The sequence below is a fragment of the Oscillospiraceae bacterium genome, from assembly GCA_015068645.1.
Classification (GTDB): Bacteria; Bacillota; Clostridia; order UMGS1840; family UMGS1840; genus SIG452.
The window spans coordinates 78,180-98,644 of the sequence record SVKD01000003.1 but is presented as its reverse complement, the minus strand read 5'-3'; the positions used below and the strand labels follow the sequence as shown (position 1 = coordinate 98,644).

The window sequence follows — 20,465 nt, the reverse complement described above, 5'->3', positions numbered from 1 at the left end:
GAATCAGTTGTTATTTAGAAATTCGTTGAAAGTTCCTTTTACGGGATAGTGCAGAAGCTGCATATTGAGGTGTTGATGTTAATATATCCCAATTCGTCGATAGAGATGGTTGCAAACATATCATCATATACAAAACTGTAATGGTCATCTCCGTGACGGAGGTTCAGGTGATCAAAGGTTCCAAACGCACTGTTTGCCTCATCTGTTACACGGTAATCGGGACCGTATATTCCTGAATTTCCGAATGCTTCGTTCACATCTGCGGCGCTCAGGTTTCCGTTGGAATCTGCATATAATGCCAGGAAGGGAAATGCATCCTTCAGCTTTAATTCCAAGTATACGCATTCCATATACTGAGGCCAGTAGGAAATCTTGGGAATGTGTAAAAGGCTGTTTTTACTATTGGAATAATCATTGGTAGGGATATCACCGCTGTCAGCGGAACCTTCATGACGTGATACCAGGCTCAGGGAGCCGAAATGGCTTTGCACGTCGTCGAAAGAGGCTTCAAACAAATATTTGTGAAGAGGTCGCCATCCCGCTTCTATGTAGGCAGAAACTTCCTCTAACGGAACTGTATAGGTTTTTCCGCCATCCTGATATAAGGTGGCAACCGGTTCACCGCTTAAGTCAATTTCCGATTGATTGCCGGTGTCGGCAGGAGCAGTTTCTCCTTGATTATTTTCATCCGAAACAGAGGTTGCGGTATCTTTGGAAGGGGGTTCGGTGTTGCTAGGGGAGATTTCTCTTTTGCCACTTTCGTTTGGAATAGCATTCGCAGCATTGTCTGCATTGTTTGTTGCGGTTTGATTTTGGTTTACTGCAGGAGCAGTAGTGACTGTCTTCTGACGGTTTTTGCCTACCACAATGCCGAGAAATAAGGCAAGCAGTACACATAAAATACAAAGCAGAACCAGCAGAATCAACTTTAGTTTGTTTTTGTTTTTGTTTTGTTGGTTATTCATCGTGTCACCTCGTTATATGATTGATGTTGGGAAAAGATTTTTGGGAGAGTCGGAATCATTTTATGAAGAAAATGTCCTATCATTATTTTTTATTATAACACCAACTGCTAAAAAATTCAATATATGGGCAGAATTTTGTTGGAAAACCTCGAAGGGGTAGTACATAGCAGTTACTAAAAAAACACTGCCACAATTTGTGACAGTGTTTTTTGCTTTTTCAATATTATTTATCCAGACTTTTCATGGTGGGGAACAAGAGCACATCGCGGATTGCCAAAGAGTCGGTTAATAACATACACATACGGTCGATACCAAATCCGATACCGCCGGTGGGAGCCATACCGATTTCCAACGCATTCATAAAGTCTTCGTCGGTGGTGTTTGCTTCTTCATCACCCAAGGAGAGCAGTTCTTCCTGTGCTTTGAAACGTTCTCTCTGGTCGATGGGGTCGTTTAACTCGGAGTACGCATTTGCCATTTCCCAACCGTTCATAAAGAACTCGAAACGTTCCACATAGTCGGGATTTTCGGGTTTCTTTTTGGTTAAGGGAGAAATTTCCACGGGGTGATCCATAACAAAGGTGGGCTGAATTAAGTGATCTTCAACAAATTCTTCAAAGAACAGATTCAAGATGTCACCTTTCTTATGGTGTTTTTCAAATTCCACGTGGTGTTCTTTTGCCACTGCCTGAGCTTCTTCCTGAGTGTGGATTTCGTTGAAATCAACACCAGAATATTTTTTCACAGCGTCTAACATGGTGATTCTTTCGAAAGGCTGACCTAAATCCATTTCGATGCCGTTATACACGATTTTGGTAGTGCCTAACACTTCCTGTGCCACGTGACGGTACAGATTTTCGGTTAAGTCCATCATACCGTGATAATCGGTGTATGCCTGATATAATTCCATTAAGGTGAATTCGGGGTTATGACGGGTGTCAACACCTTCGTTACGGAATACTCTGCCGATTTCGTACACTCGTTCCAAACCGCCAACAATCAGACGTTTTAAGTATAATTCCAAAGAAATTCTTAATTTAAATTCTTCGCCCAATGCATTGGAATGAGTTAAGAAGGGACGCGCTGCCGCACCGCCCGCATTGGAAACCAGCATAGGAGTTTCCACTTCCAAAAATCCCTGACCGTCTAAGTATTTACGGATGGTGGAAATGATTTTGGAACGTTTGATAAAGGTGTCCTTTACGTCACGGTTCATAATCAGGTCGGTATAACGCTGACGGTATCTTAAGTCGGTGTTGGTCATACCGTGGAATTTTTCGGGCAAGGGCTGTAAAGATTTAGAGAGAAGGGTGATTTTTTCTGCTCTTACGGAGATTTCACCGGTCTGGGTGGTAAATACCACGCCAACTGCACCGATAATGTCACCGGTATCCAGTTTTTTGAAATGATTGTATTCGTCTTCGCCCAGCACATCTTTTTTCACAAACAACTGAATCTGACCGTCAATATCTGCAATATGGATAAAACCAACTTTACCCATACCGCGTTTGGACATGATTCTGCCGGCAACGGATACGGTCTGTCCGTCTAAGGGAGAGATTTTGGCAGTAATCTGCTGTTCTTCTTCTCTTACGGTGATGGTTCTTTCTTCGGTGGTGTAACCTTCGGTAATCTGTTTGGTGGTATGAGTACGGTCATACTTGGTAATCTGGAAGGGGTCTCTGCCTTCTGCCTGAAGCTCGGAAAGCTTGTCTCTTCTTACCTGCAACAGCTGTGATAATTCTTTTTCTTCCATCGTGATTCTTCCTTTCTCTTTGGAATCGTTAGAAAAAATGAGGTGCAAGCGGCTTCTTTTTTGAAAGCTGCTTGCACGGCTCAGAGTGTGTTATTTGGTAATGTCTAAAATTTTGTATTTGGTGGTGAAACCGGAGGGGGTGGTGATGGTTACGGTTTTGCCTTTTTTCTTGCCCAGTAATCCTGCACCCACGGGGGATTCATTGGAAATTTTATCGTTGAAGGGGTCTGCTTCGTTGGAGCCCACAATCTGCAGAACCAGTTCTTCTTTTTCTTCCACGTCCAATACTTTCACTTTAGAACCGATGGTAACAGTGTCGGTAGAAATTTCATCTTCTTCCACCACGGTTACGTTTTTTAACATATGTTCGATTTTGGCGATTCTTTCTTCCAATTCTGCCTGTTCTTTTTTCGCGGCATCATATTCTGCATTTTCAGATAAGTCACCAAAAGAACGTGCTTCTTTGATTTTTTCTGCTACTTCGATACGCTTGGTGTCCTTCAGATAAGCCAGTTCGGTTTCATATTTTTTTAAGCCTTCGCTGGTTAAAATCGTTGCTTTTTCCATTCGATATCATCCTCTACTTTGAATTTTGTTTCGGTAGTTTTTGCAAATAGCCTTCCCGAAACCATAAAAAGGCAAAATAACATAGCAAATACTATTATATACATTTTTTTTGATTTGTCAACTTATTTTTTTGATTTTCTGTATATTTTTAACAATATTGCCAAATCAGACGGGAGATTTTTGCGTTTTGGGGGAGTAGGTGAGCGTGTTTGATGAAAAGCTCAGGGTGTCTTGATAAAAAATCGGTGGTTTCTTTTGCGGCAAAGTCTGTCAGCATCGGAACGGAAACCGAAACGGGATGACCACTTAAATTGATAAAATTGCCGCATTGGATGGAGGAAAGGTCAAACTGACCGGAAACCAGCAGAAGCAGGTCAACTTCTCCTAATTGGTGGATGCTTCGTTGGGTTACGGTTAAGCCGTAGTTTTCCAGTGCGGTTTGCAGAACGGTTTCTGTCTGTTCGCTGGAAGGTGGGTTGTCGGTAACCAAACTGACAGTCCTGGCAAAGGGGCTGAGAATTTCCAGAAGATGTAAGAGCTTTTCTTCTTCGTTATGGCAAAGGATGGCAAAGCTTTGGGGAGTTCCCGCGTTTGTCAAAGTGAAAATTTCTTCTAATTTTGGGTATAATTGTGTTGGGGAAAGTTTGTTTTTGGTGTTTGGCTGCTCTGTATCAATCAGGTCGGGGTGCTTTTTTTTGAGGTGCTTTAAGATTTTTGGGAACAAAGGTTTTAACCAAGGTCGGAGATTGTAAATCAGAACGGATTCTTCACCGACGAAGTCTGTTGTAATGTGGTAGGGATGCAACGAAAAACAGAATTTGCGGTGTTTTTTGGGCAGGACTCTCACAAGGGTGATCACAGAAAATTTCTCCTTTCAAACCAACGGTTCCAAAGTTTGAAAAACAGTTATTTTTCTGTTTTAACATATGCCGGAAACGGAAAAATATGCGCAAATCACTTGAAAGGGTTGATTTTTTTAGAAGAATGTGGTACAATAAAATCGGTGATATATGAGTAATGTTACCTTTAAAATCAGAAAGGATGATTCGGTGACGGATAAATTCAGATTCCCCGGCAGGAAATCAAAAAAATCCCGTACAGATAGGGAGAAGAATCCTGTTGGAAGAATGTGGAATTTCATACAAGAAAGAGCTGAGAATTGCGGAGAAAGAGTGATGTTTCGACAATCCTTTTTTCTGTATGCAATCATCTTTATTGCCCTATGTTGCAGTGTGCGACTGGATTTTGGCTACCGTGTTGTAGTAAACGGCAAAAGTTTTGGTGTGGTCGGATCTCAGGCAATGGCACGAACCTCTATTTTTACGGCTTATGATGAAATTGTTGCCGTAAAAGGTATGGATTATAAATTTGAAAATGCATCCTTCCACCTGGTTCCGGTCAGCAGTGATATGGTGCAAAGTGAAGAACTTGTCAAGAATAAAATTACCGCTGCTTTTGACGGCTTGACTCCCGCATACGGGATTATGGTGGACGGAAAAGTTGTGGTTGCGTTGCAATCGGAGCAGGACGGTTATGATGCTCTAGCTCAGATTGAGGAAAAATATCAGACAGAATCCGGAGAAACCCATTTTGCCAATTCTGTGATTGTGGAGCCTTGTCGGGTACAAAAAGACCTGATTATGGGAGAAGAAGATGCCATCGGGGTGTTAAACGGCACCAAGGATGCCCGTTTAACCCATAAGGTAGCAGCAGGAGAAACTTTCTCCTCCATTGCGTTGGATTACGGGGTTGGAACACAGCAGCTGTTGGATGCCAATCCGGGAATTGTGCCGGAGTATCTTCAGCAGGGAGCCACCATTACTGTAATGGCGCCTCAGCCCTTGGTTGCAGTGGAATCCACTGAAGTAATCAGGATTGAGGAGCAGATTCCTTTTGCGGTGGAGGAGCAGCCGGATGCTTCTATGTATGAAGGAACCCGTCAGGTGGTTTCTGCCGGAATTCTCGGTAAAAAAGATGTGGAATATGAAATCACCCGTGTAAATCATACGGTCACAGACCGAAAAGTGTTATCGGAAACCGTGTTAAGCGAACCTGTTACCGAGGTGGTGATTGTGGGTACTAAGGAAAAACCGAAAAATGCGCCCACAGGCGTGATGATGCGTCCGTATTATGGTGCTGTAACTGCAAGATTTGGCTCCAGCGGTTCCCGTTGGGCTTCTACGCACACAGGAATTGACTATGCCGGCAGCACCGGTGATTCGGTAGTTGCGGCAGATGGCGGAACCGTTACTTTTGCAGGTTGGAACGGTTCTTACGGAAAAATGATAAAAATCAGCCACGGAAACGGTCTGGAAACCTGTTATGCCCATTTGAGCAGTATCTCCGTAACCTACGGTCAGCAGGTGGGTAAGGGCTCTCATATTGGCGCAATCGGAAACACAGGAAACTCCACAGGCCCGCACCTGCATTTTGAGGTTCGTAAAAACGGGGTTTGCCAGAATCCTTCCAATTATGTGAATTAAACTTTGAAAATAAAAAATGCTTGGGGTTAACGCCACAGCGTAACGGAGAAGAACTATGGATACCAAGAAAGAACGATACAGTTTTTCGGATTTTTGTGAAATTATTGAGATTTTAAGAAGTCCCGGGGGATGCTCCTGGGACCGGGAACAGACTTATGATAGCCTAAAGAAAAATTTGATTGAAGAAAGTTATGAATACATTGATGCCCTCCACGAAGGAAACCGTGCAAAAATGTGTGACGAATTAGGGGATGTGTTACTCCAGATTGTGATGAATGCGCAAATCGGAAAGGAAGAAGGCACTTTCACCGTGGAAGATGTGATCGACACCATTTCCAAAAAAATGATTCGTCGGCATCCTCATGTGTTCGGCGAGGTAGAGGATCAGTCTGTTTCCGGGATTTTAACCCGTTGGGAAGAAATCAAAAAAGGTGAAAAAAAGGAAGAATACACCTTAAAAAGCACTGCAAAACACCTTCCTTCGGTGCTTCGCGCCTCAATTTTGGCGGAAAAATCCAAAAAAATGCATAAAAATGAAATTATTTTCTCAAAAAATATTGACAAACTGCAGAAAATGTTGGATAATGTAAGGGATGAGGGAGATTCTGCCTCGGAAGAAACCCTTTGCGAGATGATGACCACTTTGGTGGAAATGTTTACTGCAAAGAAAATTGATTTGGAAACTGCCATGTATACCCAGAATGAAAAGTATATTGCAAGATTTGAATCATAACCTAAGGAAAAAATTTTTAAAATAATAAATTTATTATGGAGGAAATCGAAATGAACAAAGCTGAATTAGTTGCAGCAATCGCAGCAGCTGGTTTCAAAAAAACCGAAGCTGAAAAAGCATTAGCAGCAACCATCGATGCAATCACCGGCGCATTAAAAAAAGGAGATAAAGTAGCTATCATGGGCTTCGGCACTTTCGAAGTGAAAGAAAGAGCTGCAAGAATCGGCAGAAATCCCCAGACCAAAGAAGAAATCAAAATTCCTGCTTCCAAAGCTCCTGTTTTCAAAGCTGGTAAAGCTTTCAAAGACGCTATTAAATAAGAGTTTTCTTATTGTAAAAAAGGTATCGGCATTTGCCGATACCTTTTTTGTTGTATCAAAACGATTATTGTTCCTGTGAATTGTTCAGGTGCAAAGAAACGGTTTTAATAAATCGGAAATTAGAAGGGGCCTTCTGGCAGTCGGGAAAGAAGGGACGGAAGCCGGCGGGATTCTTTTTGTATGCTTTCTGGACAGAAAAGGTGATGCAGCGTTCTACGGCGGCAATTTGTGTGCGATACAGTTTGGCGATTTCTTCATAAATGTCTTTGGTCAGGGCAGGTAGGTTATGGCGGTTCTGATGCTCGTGATAAAAGGCTTGCTTTAAATAAGGGTATCCTTTTAAAGCGGGCGAAAAGTGCAAGGAGCATAAGAAACGGTCATAGTGATGCTCCAAAATTTCAGGGATGAAGCAGGGCGGTTCTTTTGAAATTTGTGTGGTCAGAAAAGTTTGGATGGTTTGTTGGTTTAGCATGGCACATATTCTCCTTTTTTTGTTTGAATTTGGCATCAGCTTACCCGAAAAACCAAGAAAATACAAGAATTATGACGAAAAAATTTTTCCTAAAATTCATTTTTGCGAGGCGAACAGCAGTTGTGTGGAAAAATCAGCAACAGGTGTTGAAAAATGAATTTTTGAAATTTCTTTCTATTATATATCATAAATGATTCAGAGGAGATGCTATTTATCAGGCACCCCTCTTTTATTGTGAACACAACAAGGTTCCGGGGCACCCGACCGCAATCTTTGATTGCGTCATCGGGTCGGGTTCTTATTTTTTACACTTTTTAAAAAATTTTTATAAAAATGCTTGACAAACGGCATCAAATCTGCTATCTTATAGTTGTTAGCACTCAAACAAAAGGAGTGCTAACAATAAAAAACACTTGGAAATACAGCGATTGATATAACATATGAGAGGAAGAGAGGTGCCAATTGATGGATCTGGACGGCAGAAAAATTGCCATATTAAAGGCGCTGATTGAAGATTATATCGAAACCGCAGAGCCGGTTGGCTCCCGTACCATTGCAAAAAAGTGTGATATCGGGCTTTCCTCCGCCACCATTCGAAACGAAATGTCGGATTTGGAGGAAATGGGATATCTTGCTCAGCCTCACACTTCGGCAGGACGAATTCCTTCCAATTTAGCGTATCGGTTATATGTGGACAGTTTGATTGAGAACATCCGTGCCACCAGTATGGAAATGGAACTGATTAAGCGGAAAATGGAAGACCATTTGTCGGAATTAAACCGATTTTTGGACTTTTCCGCAAAAACCATTTCCGATTCTACCGGTCTTACCGCTGTGACGGGATCTCCCCGTATGAATCCGGGTGCCATCAGTCATTTTGAAATTGTGCAGGCATCCCAACATTATTTAATGTTTATCTTAGTGACCAACACGGGTATGATAAAGAAGCGGCAAGTTCGTATCTTAACTCATATTGATGAGAATTCCATTTTGTATTTGAAACAGATTTTAAATGAGGAATTATCAGGATGCACTTTGGAAATGATTACTGCCGACAAGGTGGAACGTTTAAAACGAAGATTCAACGATAATTTTGAGCTTTTGGGAATCATTTTGGAATTTGTGACCGAAACTTTAGCTGCAACCGGCTTTGGTGAATATTATTTCAGCGGTAAATCCGAAACCCTGAAGGCTCCCGAATTTTCCAGCAGAGATAAGGTGCTTGGATTTTTGGATCTGGTGGAAGATAAAGAGCAAATCACCTCTTTAATCAACACCGCAGCGCAAGAAAACAAAAACGGCATTACCGTGGTGATTGGAGACGAAAGTCCTATTTTAAAGAATAAAGATTTAAGTATGGTGGTTTCCACCTACAAGGCATATGGTGGACGAAACGGTGCCATTGCGGTAATCGGTCCCAAACGTATGAATTACGGAAAGGTAATTACCACTTTGGAAGCTATGTCCAAACTCATGAGCGATATTTTAGAAAATACTGAAGGAGAAACCGATGAAGAAAGATAAAAAACAAAATGAAGCAGTGGAAGAAACCGTAGAAACCACGGAAACAGCGGAAGAAACTACCGAAGCTTCCGAAGAAAATCCCACCGCAAAATTAGAAGCGCAGATTGCAGAATTAACAGACAAAAATCTTCGTCTGATGGCAGAATTTGAAAACTACAAAAAACGTACCCAAAAGGAAAAAGAACAGAGCTATCAGTTTGCTTCTGCAGACACCGTTGGAAAAATTCTTCCCATTCTGGATACCTTGGAATTGTCCTTAATGCAGGACGCTACCGATGGCAACGCTTTTAAAGCAGGCATTGAGCTCACCGTAAAACAATTCCACACCATTTTGGAAAAAGCCGGGGTAACTGAAATTCCTGCGTTAAACGAACCTTTTAACCCCGAACTGCATAACGCCGTGTTAAGAGCAGAAGAAGGCGACGGGGAACCCGATACCGTGGTGGAAGTGCTCCAAAAAGGGTACATGATGGGTGACAGAGTGATTCGTCACAGTATGGTAAAAGTAAAAGCATAGCTTTTATAGCTTTATATATATTTTTTTAATAACTATAAGGGTCCCATTATGGGAGAATAGAAAGGAAGATTTGATTATGGCAAAAATTATTGGTATTGACTTAGGTACAACAAACTCTTGTGTGGCAGTTATGGAAGGTGGCGAACCGGTGGTTATCGCCAATGCAGAAGGCGCAAGAACCACTCCCTCCGTTGTTGCATTCACCAAAAACGGTGAAAGATTAGTTGGTCAGGTTGCAAAAAGACAGGCAATCACCAACCCCGACAGAACCATCAGCTCCATCAAAAGAGATATGGGTACCGATAAAAAGGTAAATATTGACGGCAAAGGTTACACTCCTCAGGAAATTTCCGCAATGACTCTGCAGAAATTAAAAGCAGATGCGGAAAGCTATTTAGGCGAAACCGTTACTCAGGCAGTTATCACTGTTCCTGCATATTTCTCTGACTCTCAGCGTCAGGCAACCAAAGATGCCGGCAAAATTGCAGGCTTGGAAGTTTTAAGAATTATCAACGAACCCACCGCAGCATCTTTAGCATATGGTCTGGATAAAGATACCGACCACAAAATTATGATTTACGACTTGGGCGGCGGTACCTTCGACGTTTCTATCTTAGAAATCGGCGACGGCGTGTTCGAAGTATTGGCTACCAACGGTAACAACCGTCTGGGCGGTGACGACTTTGACGACAGAGTGATGAACTATTTAGCAGACGAATTCCAGAAAGAAAACGGAATCGACTTACGTGCCGACAAAATGGCTCTGCAGAGATTAAAAGAAGCTGCAGAAAAAGCAAAAATTGAATTATCCGGTATGACCAGTGCAAACATCAATCTGCCCTTTATCACTGCTGATGCAACCGGTCCCAAACACTTGGATATCACCTTAACCCGTGCAAAATTCGATCAGTTGACCGAAGATCTGGTTCAGGCTACCATGGAACCCACTAAAAAAGCAATGGCAGATGCAGGTTTATCTCCCTCCGACATTGCAAAAGTTCTGTTGGTTGGTGGTTCTTCCAGAATTCCTGCAGTTCAGGAAGCTGTGAAAAAATTCATCGGCAAAGAACCCTTCAAAGGCATTAACCCCGACGAATGTGTTGCGATTGGTGCAGCGATTCAGGCAGGCGTATTAGCAGGTGATGTAAAAGACTTACTGTTATTAGACGTAACTCCGCTGTCCTTGGGTATTGAAACATTAGGCGGTGTTTGCACCAAGTTGATTGAAAGAAATACCACCATCCCCACCAAGAAAAGTCAGGTGTTCTCTACTGCAGCAGACGGTCAGACTTCTGTTGACGTTCACATTCTGCAGGGTGAAAGAGAAATGGCTGCCGACAATAAAACCTTAGGAAACTTCCAGCTTTCCGGTATTCCCGCAGCTCCCAGAGGTGTTCCCCAGATTGAAGTTACCTTCGATATTGACGCCAACGGTATTGTTCATGTTAGTGCAAAAGATTTAGGCACCGGCAAAGAACAGAACATCACCATTACCGCATCTACCAACTTATCTGAAGCGGACATTGATAAAGCTGTGAAAGAAGCAGAACAGTTTGCAGCAGAAGATAAGAAGAAAAAAGAAGCAATTGACGTGAGAAATCAGGCAGATTCCATGGTTTATCAGACCGAAAAAACCTTGGCTGATGCAGGTGACAAGTTAAGTGACGAAGATAAATCCGGTATCCAGGCAGAAATTGATAAATTAAAAGAACTCTTAAAAGGTGATGATACCGATGCGATTAAAGCAGGTACCGAAGCCCTCACTCAGAAAATGTATGCCGTAGCTTCCAAGCTCTATCCTCAGGGTGCTCCCGATATGGGCGGTGCTGATGTGGGTGGCGCAGGTGCAACCGGCGGTGCACAGGGTGACGACGGTGCTTATGAAGCGGATTACACCGTTGTAGACGACGATAAATAAGAATCAGATTTGATTTACAATTTAAAATACCAAAACGATATTTCCGGCAGAGCCATCTGTCGGAAATATCTTGCGTAAATGGAGAGACAGTCTATGGCACAAAAACGAGATTATTATGAAGTGCTGGGAGTATCAAAAGATGCAAGCGAGGCGGACTTAAAGAAAGCATACCGCCAGGTTGCAAAAAAGTATCATCCCGACTTAAACCCCGATAATAAAGAAGCAGAAGCCAAATTCAAAGAAGCAAACGAAGCCTATGAAGTGCTGTCTGACCCCCAGAAACGTCAGCAATATGACCAGTTCGGTCATGCGGCGTTTGAAAACGGCGGTGCAGGCGCAGGTTACGGTGCATATAGCGATTTTGGCGGCTTTTCTGATATTTTTGACAGTATTTTCAACGGTGGCTTTGGCGGCTTCGGCGGTGGGGGACGTTCCAGAAGAAACGGTCCCCAGAAGGGCAGAGACCTTCAGAAAAGCGTCACCATCACCTTTATGGAAGCCTGCTTTGGCGTTCGTAAGGAAATTACCATCACCAAGCAGGATGCCTGTCCGGAATGTAACGGCAGCGGTGCAAAAAAAGGGACTCAACCGGAAGTTTGTCCCACCTGTCACGGTAGTGGTGAGGTGCGCAGAATTCAGCGGACACCTTTTGGCAATATGCAAACATCTGCCCCTTGTTCTCAGTGTGGTGGAACCGGTCAGATTATTAAAGAAAAATGTCAAAACTGCGGCGGAAGCGGTCACGTGAGAAAAACCAAAACCTTAGAAATCAATATCCCCAAAGGCATTGATGACGGGCAGACCTTAACCGTTCGCGGAGAGGGGGAACCCGGTCTTCGCGGTGGCCCCAACGGAGATTTATACTTAGATATCCGTGTGCAGGCAGATAAAATCTTCCACAGAGAAGGTTTTGACGTGTATGTGGAATTGCCCATCACCTTTACCGAAGCGGCGTTAGGTGCCAAATTGGTAGTTCCCACCATTGATGGTAAGATTGAACTGACTGTTCCCGAAGGAACACAGCCCGAAGCAAAATTTGTGTTAAAAGGAAAGGGGATTCCTCACCTTCGTGGAAACGGCAGAGGGAATCAGTATGTGATTGCCAAGCTGGAAGTTCCCAAAAAGCTTACTCAAAAGCAAAAAGACATCTTAAAAGAGTTTGAAAAAAGCTGTGAAGATTCCAGCCACAGCAAAAAGAAATCATTTTTAGATACTCTGAAAAATATGTTTTCATAAAAAAGAGACGGATTTTTCCGTCTCTTTTTTTTGCGTATTGCGATTGTTTTATTTTTCGATGGATACTATTTCGGTAATATCGTATGTGTTTACGTATGAATCTTTTCTGGTCATCATTGCAGTTCCTTGCACGAAGTCATCTTTTTTGAAGGTTACACCATTGATGGTTGCTTCTTCAATATTCTCTATGGTGTCTGCTTTTTTTACTACATAACGATAGGTAATATCGGAGTCAGGCTGTTTGATTTCCATAATATGCATAAAGGTTTCTGAGTCAAGCACAAAGGATACTTTACCTTCAAAAGGAACGACATTGTCGAGGTAAACACCGTTATTCATTTTTGAAGAGGTTGTATCTAATTCGCTGAAAGTGCCTCCAACGGTTATGAATTCGCCTGCTTTCACTTTTAACATTTCATCTTCCGGCATACTGATTCGTACCAGGTACCATGAGCCGTATGATGCATATTTGGGGAATTGCAGCGGAACGACTGCGAGAAACTCTTTGTTAACAGCATATACCCAACCGGAAAATTGATACGGTTTTCCAATATATTGATTTTCAGCTGCAACAATATTTTCTGAACATTCTTCATATATTTTTTTAAAATCTGCTTCGGGAGCATCGTCGTATGATACAGTAGTGCTATTTGCAGCGTTTTGATTACTGCAGGCACAAAGACTTAATGTCATAGTACTAATAAGTAACAGGATAAGCAATTTTTTCATTTTTCGAAATTCCTTTCTTTCAAAATTGTTTTGTGTGATAAATTAAAAAGCTCCTTTCTAAATTCTCGCGCAATTAAAAAATGCGTGGCAAGAAATCTTACCACGCACTAAAAACGCTGGCTTGATTTCATGTTACCACACACTATAATCTAATATATGAATACTTATACAACCATACATATAAAGCCTGCGTTTTTAACAGAACACAAACAGGTTGTATAAGGGTGCAACAAAACAAGAATATTTCAAACAAAATATTCGGTCTTTCGTATTCAATTATAGTATGTGGTTTTTTTATTATATCACTTTTGTTTTTTTAAGTCAACTGTTCCGCTATTTTTTTTATATACATACAAATCGAAAGGAAATTTCTTGCAATTTAGAATTTTATCGAAATAGATATTGACGGACCAATCTTTTTATGTTACAATCTATTTAGATAAATTTCTAAATATCTTTGTTGAAAAAAGGAGCAATCCGTTATGGGAATGAATGAAACGATGAAAGCTTTGTCCGACCCTGTGAGAAGAGATATTCTGCAGCTTTTAAAAAACGGCAGAAAGTCGGCAGGGGAAATCGGAGAACATTTTTTGCTAACGGGTGCAACTGTTTCCTATCATTTATCCAAATTAAAGAGTGCAGACTTAATTTGCGAACAAAAATATAAAAATTTCATTTATTATGAAATCAATACCTCTGTGTTTGAAGAACTGTTAAGCTGGATTTACGCCTTGGGAGGGAAGAAATGATGAAAGAAATGAAAAAGATTAAGTGGAATATATTAATGATTACCTGCGTGATTACGCTGTCACCCATTTTGTTTGGGCTAAGCGTGTGGAATCAATTGCCCGATCAAATTGCCATTCATTTTAATATCAATAATCAACCTGATAATTATGCGACAAAAGCCTTTGCGGTGTTCGGATTGCCTGTGATTATGGTGGCGTTTCAGATGTTTTGTTGCTTGATGACTGATTTTGGGGTTCAAAGATATTCGGGGAATAAAAAAATGGAACTGTTGTCTAAATGGATGATTCCCGCCGTTACGGTGGTGCTGTATTTTGTGACCTTGGGCTACAGTATGGGATGGGCAATCGACATTCGCAGAGTGGCGGTTTGTATTGTAGGGATTATGTTTGTGACATTAGGCAATTATCTGCCAAAACTCAGTTACGTGAAGCATTACAATTTTGAACCCGAAGTTGCAAAAAAAATCAACCGTTTTACAGGATTTGGAATGGTGATTATGGGCGTTTTGGGGCTCTTGAGCATCTTGCTTCCTGCAGAAGCATCCGTGGTGTGGCTGATTTTACTCATTCCGTTTGGGGTGGCTTCTGCTGTGTATACAATTTATGTGAGCAGAAAACATCAAAAGCGGTCATAATCTCCCGAAAGATGCGAAAAACTTCTTGATTTTTTCACAAAACTATTGTATAATGAGTATCAGGAGAAGTTTGTGTTTTTTCAAAGGACTTCTTCTGATATTTTTTATGTTTATGTTGTCTTCGGCAGAACAAACTGTTGGGAAAGGATATTGATTATATGGAACAAAAGAAATGTACGCCCACCTCCATCGGCGGTCAGGCGGTGATTGAGGGAATTATGATGAAGGGGCCTACTTGTATGGCAACCGCTGTCCGCAAAAGTGACGGTAGTATTTTGGTGGATAAAAAGGAAAGCAATTCCTTCATCAAAAAATGGAAATTGAATAAAGTGCCGATTTTAAGAGGCTTTTTAGCATTTTTTGAATCCCTTTTTACAGGGGTTCAATGCCTGATGTTTTCTGCCAAGGAATGTGACTTGGAGGACGACACCGAGCAGATGAGCAAATTTGAAAAATGGCTGATGGAAAAATTTGGAGATAAGCTGTTTGATATCTTTATGTATATCTCTGTGTTGATTTCCTTATTCCTTGGAGTAGGGCTGTTTATGATTCTGCCGAAATTAGCGGTAGAATGGGTCAGCACTTGGATGGGTACCACAGTGCCTGAAAGCCTTTCGGTGTTAATCGAAGGATGCATTCGTATGGTTTTGTTTGTGTGCTATATGTTGCTGATTTCCCGTATGAAAGACATTCAGCGAGTATTTCAGTATCATGGTGCAGAGCATAAAACCATTTTCGCTTATGAATACGGTGATGAATTAACTGTGGAAAACGTGAAAAAGCACACCCGTTTTCACCCCCGTTGCGGTACCAGCTTTTTGGTGCTGGTGATGATAGTGTCTGTGATTGTGTTCTTTTTTGTGCCTGCTGCCGATAATGTGTGGATGAAGATTCTTTGGAGAATCTGCTTGCTTCCCGTGGTTGCAGGGCTTTCCTATGAACTGATCAAATATGCAGGCAAATGCTCCAACTGGTTTACAAAAATGCTTTCCAAGCCCGGTGTATGGTTGCAGCATCTGACCACCAAAGAGCCTGACGATTCTATGATTGAAGTGGCCATCGCAGCGTTAACTGCCGTATTACCTGATGAAAAATCCAACGAATCTACCAAGTGGTAAAAGTGGCAAAAAAATGACGGTAAAAGAATTATATGAGCAGGGTATTTTGATGCTCAGGGAGTGCGAATCTCCCAAAATAGATGCCCGTGCCATTTTAGAGCATCTGTTAAAGATTGATTTCGGAAAACTTCCTTTGTATCTGTCAGACAATGCTGAGGATATCAAAGAGGATTATTTCCGTTTGATTGGCGAACGCAAAGAGGGAAAACCCTTATCCTATATTACGGGGAAAAAGGAATTTTTTTCCCGTAATTTTCATGTGCGGGAGGGTGTTCTGATTCCCCGTCCCGAAACGGAAAACTTAGTTTCAGCTGTGCTGGAACGCTTGCCGAAAGAACCGGTTGCCATTGCAGATTTATGTTCCGGCTCGGGATGCATCGGCATCACCATTTCGTTGGAATCGGGGCAAAACGTGGACTTATACGAACTCTCACCTGAGGCAATTGCTGTTTCCAAAGAAAATGCCCAAACATTAGGTGCTGATGTAAATATTTTTAAAAAAGATATTTTAAAAGAAGAGTTGGAAAAACAATATGATGTGATTGTGTCTAATCCCCCGTATATTCCGTTTTCGGATATGCAGTATTTAATGACTGATGTGGTGGATTACGAACCCAAAATGGCGTTAACCGACGGTGGAGACGGATTGCTGTTTTACCGCCGATTGACGGAGCTTGCAAAGAAGTATCTTTCTGATGGGGGAATCCTTGCCGTGGAAATCGGCATCAATCAACATTTTTTGGTAGCTGATATTATGAAACCTTTGGGAAAACCTGAAATTATTTCCGATTATTTCGGTGTGGAGCGGGTGATTCTTGTGAAAAAAGGAGCTTTTTAAATGAAATTAACTGAAAAAACCTTAGATACCAAACGATATTTTGAAGGAAGAGTTATCAACTTAAGAGAAGACACCGTGGAGCTGGAAGATGGTACCTTAGCCAGCCGTGAAATTGTGGAGCATCCCGGCGGTGTTTGTGTGATTGGTGTGACGGATGACGGAAAAATCCCCATGGTGCGTCAATTCAGAGCACCGTTTGGACGTGTTCTTTTAGAAGTGCCTGCAGGGAAATTAAACTACGGAGAAGACCATTTTGAGTGTGGTAAGCGTGAATTTCTGGAAGAAACCGGTTTTTCTGCAAAAGAATATATTTATTTTGGCGCCTTGTATCCTTCTGTTGGCTTTTTAACCGAAACCTTGCATATCTATTATGCAAAGGGGCTCACCAAAGGGGAACAGCACTTAGATGTAGACGAATTTTTAGATGTGGAATTTTTCACTTTGGACGAGCTTCTCGATCTGGTGGACAAAAATGAAATCAAGGATGCCAAAACCGTGGTTGCCATTTTAAAACTGGCACGGTATCTATCCAAATAAATGAGGTAACAAAAAATGTTGACAAAACGTGTAATCCCTTGTCTGGACGTGGCAAACGGCAGAGTGGTAAAGGGAGTGAACTTTGTAAATTTAATTGATGCGGGTGATCCGGTAGAATGTGCCCGTGCTTATGATCAAGAAGGGGCAGACGAACTGGTTTTTTTGGATATCACTGCATCTTCCGATAATCGTAAAACTACCGTGGATATGGTAAGAAGCGTTGCAGAAAACGTGTTTATCCCCTTTACTGTGGGAGGCGGTATTCGTAAAGCAGAAGATTTCAGAGAACTGCTTTTAGCAGGTGCAGACAAGGTTTCGGTGAACACTGCGGCAATTCATAACCCCACTTTAATCACCGAGGCTGCCGAAAAATTTGGTTCTCAGTGTGTGGTGGTTGCCATTGATGCGAAACGTCGTGCAGACGGCGGCTTCAACATTTTCACCCACGGCGGACGAAATGACACAGGCATTGATGCTATTGAATGGGCAATTCGTTGCGAACAGCTTGGCGCCGGGGAAATCTTACTCACCAGTATGGATGCAGACGGCACCAAAGCGGGTTATGATATCGAATTAACTCGCTTGGTTTCAGACGCCTTAAAAATTCCCGTGATTGCATCCGGCGGTGCAGGAAACCTTTCTCATTTTTCCCAAGCTGTACTGGATGGACACGCCGATGCGGTGTTGGCAGCATCTTTGTTCCATTTTAAAGAATTAAGTATCCGTCAGGTAAAAGAACATATGAAAGAAAAAAACATCCCTGTTCGCTTATAAAAAATAAAAAAATTGGAAATCCTAAAAGAAAACAGAATAAAAAACAGGCGCAAAAGCCTTCATTCTCTTAGGTTTTGGAAAGAATTTAAAAAAAATCATAAAAAATCCAAAAAAACTCTTGACAAATCCAAAATTGTTTGATATAATGGTCAAGCACTTAAGGGGTCTAAACAGTGTATGTAGGTTGCCCGACGCTTGAATTCAACTTGAGGTTGTATCTGATGCGGGTGTAGTTCAATGGTAGAATCTCAGCCTTCCAAGCTGATTGTGTGGGTTCGATTCCCATCACCCGCTCCATTATTTTATGCGCCTGTAGCTCAGCCGGATAGAGCAACTGCCTTCTAAGCAGTAGGCCAGGAGTTCGAATCTCTTCAGGCGCGCCACTTTGTCTTTTATGGTGGGTATAGCTCAGTTGGTTAGAGCACCAGATTGTGGCTCTGGGGGTCATCGGTTCGAATCCGATTATCCACCCCATTATATTACTTTGATATGATGGGATATCGCCAAGTCGGTAAGGCACAGGACTTTGACTCCTGCATTCGCTGGTTCGAGTCCAGCTATCCCAGCCAATATATGGGCCATTAGCTCAGTCGGTAGAGCACTTGACTTTTAATCAAGTTGTCCGGCGTTCGAATCGCCGATGGCTCACCAAAAATCCTCATTCGTAAGAATGAGGATTTTTACTTTTTCCCTATTCCTTTTTCCATCTTCACTAAAAGATTGTTGTGCGGATTTTTGGAAAGTAATAAGGAATAGTGAATAAGGAAGAAGTTTGGTTGCTTTGCCTTTGGCAAAGCTTTTTTATTTTGGGGAAACCAAATATCGACCAAGTAAGATCTGCTTTCCCCACTTGCAAAATCTGACAAAATATGGTATAATATAATATAGTTTTATTTTTTAGGAAAAGAGATGTAGCAAATTGACCCAATCAAAAACAATCACCCAATATGAAAAAATGACCACCTGGCCCATTGGTAAGTTAGTGATTTCCTTAGGAATTCCCACCACCATCAGTATGCTGGTGACCAATATTTATAATATGGCAGACACCTATTTTGTGGGGATCCTTGGGAATAGTGCCAGTGGCGCTGTGGGTGTTGTGTTTGGGCTGATGGCGATTATTCAGGCGTTCGGATTTATGTTCGGGCACGGTGCAGGTAGTATCATCGCACGAAAATTAGGGCAGAAAGATTCCCACAGTGCAAGTGTGTTTGCCTCTTTAAGCATTGTCGCCTGTCTTTTAGTGGGTACATTGATTGGCGTTTTGGGACTTATTTTGATAGATCCGTTGATGCGGATTCTGGGAAGCACCGAAACCATTTTGCCTTATGCAAAGCAATATGGTATTTATATCTTAATTGCTACACCCTTTACCATGGCAAGTTTTGCTTTAAATAATATTTTACGGTATGAAGGAAAAGCTTTTTTTGCCATGATTGGTCTTGGCATTGGCGGTATCTTAAATATCATCTGTGACCCTCTTCTGATTTTCGGTTGTAAGATGGGAGTTGCGGGAGCTGGTCTTGCCACTGCACTTTCTCAGATGATTGGCTTTTTCATTTTGCTTTCCATGTTTGTAAAAGGGAAGACCTTAAGTAAGCTGAGTGTAAAATTAGCCAAAGAACATCCCAAGGGAATCTTTCAGATTATGGCAACGGGATTTCCCAGTTTTTGCAGGCAGGGCTTAACCAGTATTGCCACGATGACGTTAAATATTTTGGCAGGCAGTGTTGGCGGAGATGCTGCCGTGGCAGCAATGTCTATTGTGAATAAAATCACTTTCTTTATCTTTGCTGTGGGGCTTGGGATTGGACAAGGCTTTCAGCCTGTGGCATCCTTTAACTATGGTGCAAAAATATATTCTAGAGTGAAAAAAGCATTTTATTTTACCATGTGGGCAGGAGAAATATTGCTCGGCGTATGTGTAGTGGCAGGTTTATTATGCTCCAATCATTTGGTGGGAATGTTCCGCAATGACCCTGTGGTAATCGAAATCGGAACATTCAGCTTAAAACTACAGCTTCTTGCACTGCTTTTCCATCCCATGACCATCTGTGCCAATATGATGTTTCAAAGCATCGGGGAAAACAAAAAGGCAACCTTTTTGTCTATGCTAAGAAGCGGTATTTTGTTTATTCCTACCCTGTGGATTCTGACCGAGTCTTTCGGATTATTCGGTGTGCAGTCTTCTCAGGCAATTGCGGATGTGCTTGCTTTCTTTATCTGTGCACCTGTTGCCATTCGTTTTTTAAGAAAACTTCCCCAGGATCAAAATGAACAATAAGGAAAAAATGACGGCATTCCATAATGGTTGCCGTCATTTTTTGTTTTACCTATTGGTTTTGAAAGGGGTGGGGATTGTCGGATAATCCTAAGATGTAGTCTGTGGTGGTGCGATAATACTTGGCAAGTTTAATTAACACTTCTGTTGGAATATCACGGGTTCCCAGTTCATAACGAGAATACGCCACCTGGGAACAATGCAGATATTCTGCTAAATCTTTTTGGTATAAATCACGGTCTTCCCGAAGTTCTCTGATTCTTGTGTACATGCAATCACCTCGGAAATAGTTTACCGCAAACCAAAATGGTAT

At 41.9% G+C, this 20,465-nt stretch carries 21 protein-coding genes and 5 tRNA genes; 19 read left to right on the top strand and 7 right to left on the bottom strand.

The window, feature by feature from the left end:
• Positions 1–38: 38 nt before the first annotated feature.
• From E7413_02125 to E7413_02110, 4 genes are all read right to left on the bottom strand, one after another.
• Entirely contained in the window at positions 39–965 is a 927-nt protein-coding gene (locus E7413_02125) for a hypothetical protein (protein MBE7018659.1), read from the bottom strand.
• Between the two features lie 223 nt (positions 966–1,188).
• Positions 1,189–2,721 (bottom strand): lysine--tRNA ligase, encoded by a 1,533-nt coding sequence (gene lysS / locus E7413_02120; protein ID MBE7018658.1) that lies wholly within the window; start codon positions 2,719–2,721, stop codon positions 1,189–1,191.
• Positions 2,722–2,811: 90 nt separating this feature from the next.
• Entirely contained in the window at positions 2,812–3,288 is a 477-nt protein-coding gene (gene greA / locus E7413_02115; protein ID MBE7018657.1) for a transcription elongation factor GreA, read from the bottom strand.
• Between the two features lie 148 nt (positions 3,289–3,436).
• Positions 3,437–4,147 carry a hypothetical protein gene (locus E7413_02110; protein MBE7018656.1) on the bottom strand — a complete coding sequence of 237 codons (711 nt, stop codon included), beginning with the start codon at positions 4,145–4,147 and terminating at the stop codon, positions 3,437–3,439.
• Positions 4,148–4,298: 151 nt separating this feature from the next.
• Between E7413_02110 and E7413_02105 the strand changes: the two genes are divergently transcribed.
• The 3 genes from E7413_02105 to E7413_02095 are packed head-to-tail and all read left to right on the top strand — an operon-like array spanning position 4,299 to position 6,824.
• Positions 4,299–5,771, top strand: a complete 1,473-nt coding sequence (locus E7413_02105; GenBank protein ID MBE7018655.1) for a M23 family metallopeptidase — start codon at positions 4,299–4,301, stop codon at positions 5,769–5,771.
• Between the two features lie 55 nt (positions 5,772–5,826).
• The gene (locus E7413_02100; protein MBE7018654.1) at positions 5,827–6,504 is read left to right on the top strand and encodes a MazG family protein; all 678 of its coding nucleotides are present in this window, start codon (positions 5,827–5,829) and stop codon (positions 6,502–6,504) included.
• A 50-nt stretch (positions 6,505–6,554) separates the two neighbouring features.
• Positions 6,555–6,824, top strand: coding sequence for an HU family DNA-binding protein (locus tag E7413_02095; GenBank protein MBE7018653.1), 270 nt, complete (start codon positions 6,555–6,557; stop codon positions 6,822–6,824).
• Positions 6,825–6,888: 64 nt separating this feature from the next.
• On the opposite strand, the gene E7413_02090 is transcribed toward E7413_02095, so the two are convergent.
• Positions 6,889–7,332 (bottom strand): hypothetical protein, encoded by a 444-nt coding sequence (locus E7413_02090; GenBank protein ID MBE7018652.1) that lies wholly within the window; start codon positions 7,330–7,332, stop codon positions 6,889–6,891.
• 429 nt (positions 7,333–7,761) lie between these two features.
• Here E7413_02090 and hrcA point away from each other — a divergent pair, with 429 nt between their 5' ends.
• The 4 genes from hrcA to dnaJ all read left to right on the top strand — a co-directional run bounded on the left by hrcA (position 7,762) and on the right by dnaJ (position 12,491).
• Positions 7,762–8,820: a heat-inducible transcription repressor HrcA gene (gene hrcA, locus E7413_02085; protein MBE7018651.1), complete on the top strand. Its 1,059-nt coding sequence runs from the start codon at positions 7,762–7,764 to the stop codon at positions 8,818–8,820.
• The gene (gene grpE, locus E7413_02080) at positions 8,807–9,337 is read left to right on the top strand and encodes a nucleotide exchange factor GrpE (protein ID MBE7018650.1); all 531 of its coding nucleotides are present in this window, start codon (positions 8,807–8,809) and stop codon (positions 9,335–9,337) included. The genes hrcA and grpE overlap by 14 nt, the downstream gene beginning before the upstream one ends.
• 76 nt (positions 9,338–9,413) lie before the next feature.
• Positions 9,414–11,255, top strand: coding sequence for a molecular chaperone DnaK (dnaK, locus tag E7413_02075; protein MBE7018649.1), 1,842 nt, complete (start codon positions 9,414–9,416; stop codon positions 11,253–11,255).
• A gap of 93 nt (positions 11,256–11,348) precedes the next feature.
• A complete protein-coding gene (gene dnaJ, locus E7413_02070) occupies positions 11,349–12,491 on the top strand; it encodes a molecular chaperone DnaJ (protein MBE7018648.1) in 1,143 nt (380 codons plus the stop codon).
• A gap of 48 nt (positions 12,492–12,539) precedes the next feature.
• Here the strand turns inward: dnaJ and E7413_02065 are convergent, their stop codons facing one another.
• Positions 12,540–13,220 carry a hypothetical protein gene (locus tag E7413_02065; protein ID MBE7018647.1) on the bottom strand — a complete coding sequence of 227 codons (681 nt, stop codon included), beginning with the start codon at positions 13,218–13,220 and terminating at the stop codon, positions 12,540–12,542.
• A gap of 482 nt (positions 13,221–13,702) precedes the next feature.
• On the opposite strand from E7413_02065, the gene E7413_02060 reads away from it, so the two are divergent.
• The 12 genes from E7413_02060 to E7413_02005 all read left to right on the top strand — a co-directional run bounded on the left by E7413_02060 (position 13,703) and on the right by E7413_02005 (position 20,155).
• Positions 13,703–13,969, top strand: coding sequence for a winged helix-turn-helix transcriptional regulator (locus E7413_02060; protein MBE7018646.1), 267 nt, complete (start codon positions 13,703–13,705; stop codon positions 13,967–13,969).
• Complete coding sequence (locus E7413_02055) at positions 13,966–14,604, top strand: DUF1648 domain-containing protein (protein ID MBE7018645.1); 639 nt, start codon at positions 13,966–13,968, stop codon at positions 14,602–14,604. The genes E7413_02060 and E7413_02055 overlap by 4 nt, the downstream gene beginning before the upstream one ends.
• A 158-nt stretch (positions 14,605–14,762) precedes the next feature.
• A complete protein-coding gene (locus tag E7413_02050; GenBank protein MBE7018644.1) occupies positions 14,763–15,722 on the top strand; it encodes a DUF1385 domain-containing protein in 960 nt (319 codons plus the stop codon).
• Positions 15,691–16,560, top strand: a complete 870-nt coding sequence (gene prmC, locus E7413_02045) for a peptide chain release factor N(5)-glutamine methyltransferase (protein MBE7018643.1) — start codon at positions 15,691–15,693, stop codon at positions 16,558–16,560. The genes E7413_02050 and prmC overlap by 32 nt, the downstream gene beginning before the upstream one ends.
• Entirely contained in the window at positions 16,561–17,097 is a 537-nt protein-coding gene (locus tag E7413_02040) for an NUDIX hydrolase (GenBank protein MBE7018642.1), read from the top strand. It begins immediately after the preceding gene.
• A 15-nt stretch (positions 17,098–17,112) separates the two neighbouring features.
• The gene (hisF, locus tag E7413_02035; protein ID MBE7018641.1) at positions 17,113–17,871 is read left to right on the top strand and encodes an imidazole glycerol phosphate synthase subunit HisF; all 759 of its coding nucleotides are present in this window, start codon (positions 17,113–17,115) and stop codon (positions 17,869–17,871) included.
• Between the two features lie 223 nt (positions 17,872–18,094).
• A tRNA-Gly gene (locus tag E7413_02030) sits at positions 18,095–18,168 on the top strand.
• Positions 18,169–18,177: 9 nt separating this feature from the next.
• Positions 18,178–18,254, top strand: a tRNA-Arg gene (locus tag E7413_02025).
• A 14-nt stretch (positions 18,255–18,268) separates the two neighbouring features.
• Positions 18,269–18,345 (top strand) — tRNA-His (locus tag E7413_02020).
• A 19-nt stretch (positions 18,346–18,364) separates the two neighbouring features.
• A tRNA-Gln gene (locus E7413_02015) sits at positions 18,365–18,440 on the top strand.
• 6 nt (positions 18,441–18,446) lie between these two features.
• Positions 18,447–18,522: transfer RNA gene (locus E7413_02010), tRNA-Lys, on the top strand.
• Between the two features lie 304 nt (positions 18,523–18,826).
• Positions 18,827–20,155, top strand: coding sequence for an MATE family efflux transporter (locus E7413_02005; GenBank protein ID MBE7018640.1), 1,329 nt, complete (start codon positions 18,827–18,829; stop codon positions 20,153–20,155).
• A gap of 49 nt (positions 20,156–20,204) precedes the next feature.
• On the opposite strand, the gene E7413_02000 is transcribed toward E7413_02005, so the two are convergent.
• Positions 20,205–20,423, bottom strand: a complete 219-nt coding sequence (locus E7413_02000; GenBank protein ID MBE7018639.1) for a helix-turn-helix transcriptional regulator — start codon at positions 20,421–20,423, stop codon at positions 20,205–20,207.
• Between the last annotated feature and the right edge of the window lie 42 nt (positions 20,424–20,465).

Coding starts and splice junctions, on each gene's coding strand:
- greA (MBE7018657.1), bottom strand. CDS start 3,288: ATGGAAAAAGCAACGATTTTAACCAGCGAAGGCTTAAAAAAATATGAA.
- E7413_02055 (MBE7018645.1), top strand. CDS start 13,966: ATGATGAAAGAAATGAAAAAGATTAAGTGGAATATATTAATGATTACC.
- grpE (MBE7018650.1), top strand. CDS start 8,807: ATGAAGAAAGATAAAAAACAAAATGAAGCAGTGGAAGAAACCGTAGAA.
- E7413_02100 (MBE7018654.1), top strand. CDS start 5,827: ATGGATACCAAGAAAGAACGATACAGTTTTTCGGATTTTTGTGAAATT.
- E7413_02125 (MBE7018659.1), bottom strand. CDS start 965: ATGAATAACCAACAAAACAAAAACAAAAACAAACTAAAGTTGATTCTG.
- lysS (MBE7018658.1), bottom strand. CDS start 2,721: ATGGAAGAAAAAGAATTATCACAGCTGTTGCAGGTAAGAAGAGACAAG.
- E7413_02060 (MBE7018646.1), top strand. CDS start 13,703: ATGGGAATGAATGAAACGATGAAAGCTTTGTCCGACCCTGTGAGAAGA.
- E7413_02090 (MBE7018652.1), bottom strand. CDS start 7,332: ATGCCAAATTCAAACAAAAAAAGGAGAATATGTGCCATGCTAAACCAA.
- hisF (MBE7018641.1), top strand. CDS start 17,113: ATGTTGACAAAACGTGTAATCCCTTGTCTGGACGTGGCAAACGGCAGA.
- E7413_02065 (MBE7018647.1), bottom strand. CDS start 13,220: ATGAAAAAATTGCTTATCCTGTTACTTATTAGTACTATGACATTAAGT.
- E7413_02005 (MBE7018640.1), top strand. CDS start 18,827: ATGACCACCTGGCCCATTGGTAAGTTAGTGATTTCCTTAGGAATTCCC.
- E7413_02050 (MBE7018644.1), top strand. CDS start 14,763: ATGGAACAAAAGAAATGTACGCCCACCTCCATCGGCGGTCAGGCGGTG.
- E7413_02000 (MBE7018639.1), bottom strand. CDS start 20,423: ATGTACACAAGAATCAGAGAACTTCGGGAAGACCGTGATTTATACCAA.
- prmC (MBE7018643.1), top strand. CDS start 15,691: ATGAAAAATCCAACGAATCTACCAAGTGGTAAAAGTGGCAAAAAAATG.
- dnaK (MBE7018649.1), top strand. CDS start 9,414: ATGGCAAAAATTATTGGTATTGACTTAGGTACAACAAACTCTTGTGTG.
- E7413_02105 (MBE7018655.1), top strand. CDS start 4,299: ATGAGTAATGTTACCTTTAAAATCAGAAAGGATGATTCGGTGACGGAT.
- E7413_02095 (MBE7018653.1), top strand. CDS start 6,555: ATGAACAAAGCTGAATTAGTTGCAGCAATCGCAGCAGCTGGTTTCAAA.
- hrcA (MBE7018651.1), top strand. CDS start 7,762: ATGGATCTGGACGGCAGAAAAATTGCCATATTAAAGGCGCTGATTGAA.
- E7413_02040 (MBE7018642.1), top strand. CDS start 16,561: ATGAAATTAACTGAAAAAACCTTAGATACCAAACGATATTTTGAAGGA.
- dnaJ (MBE7018648.1), top strand. CDS start 11,349: ATGGCACAAAAACGAGATTATTATGAAGTGCTGGGAGTATCAAAAGAT.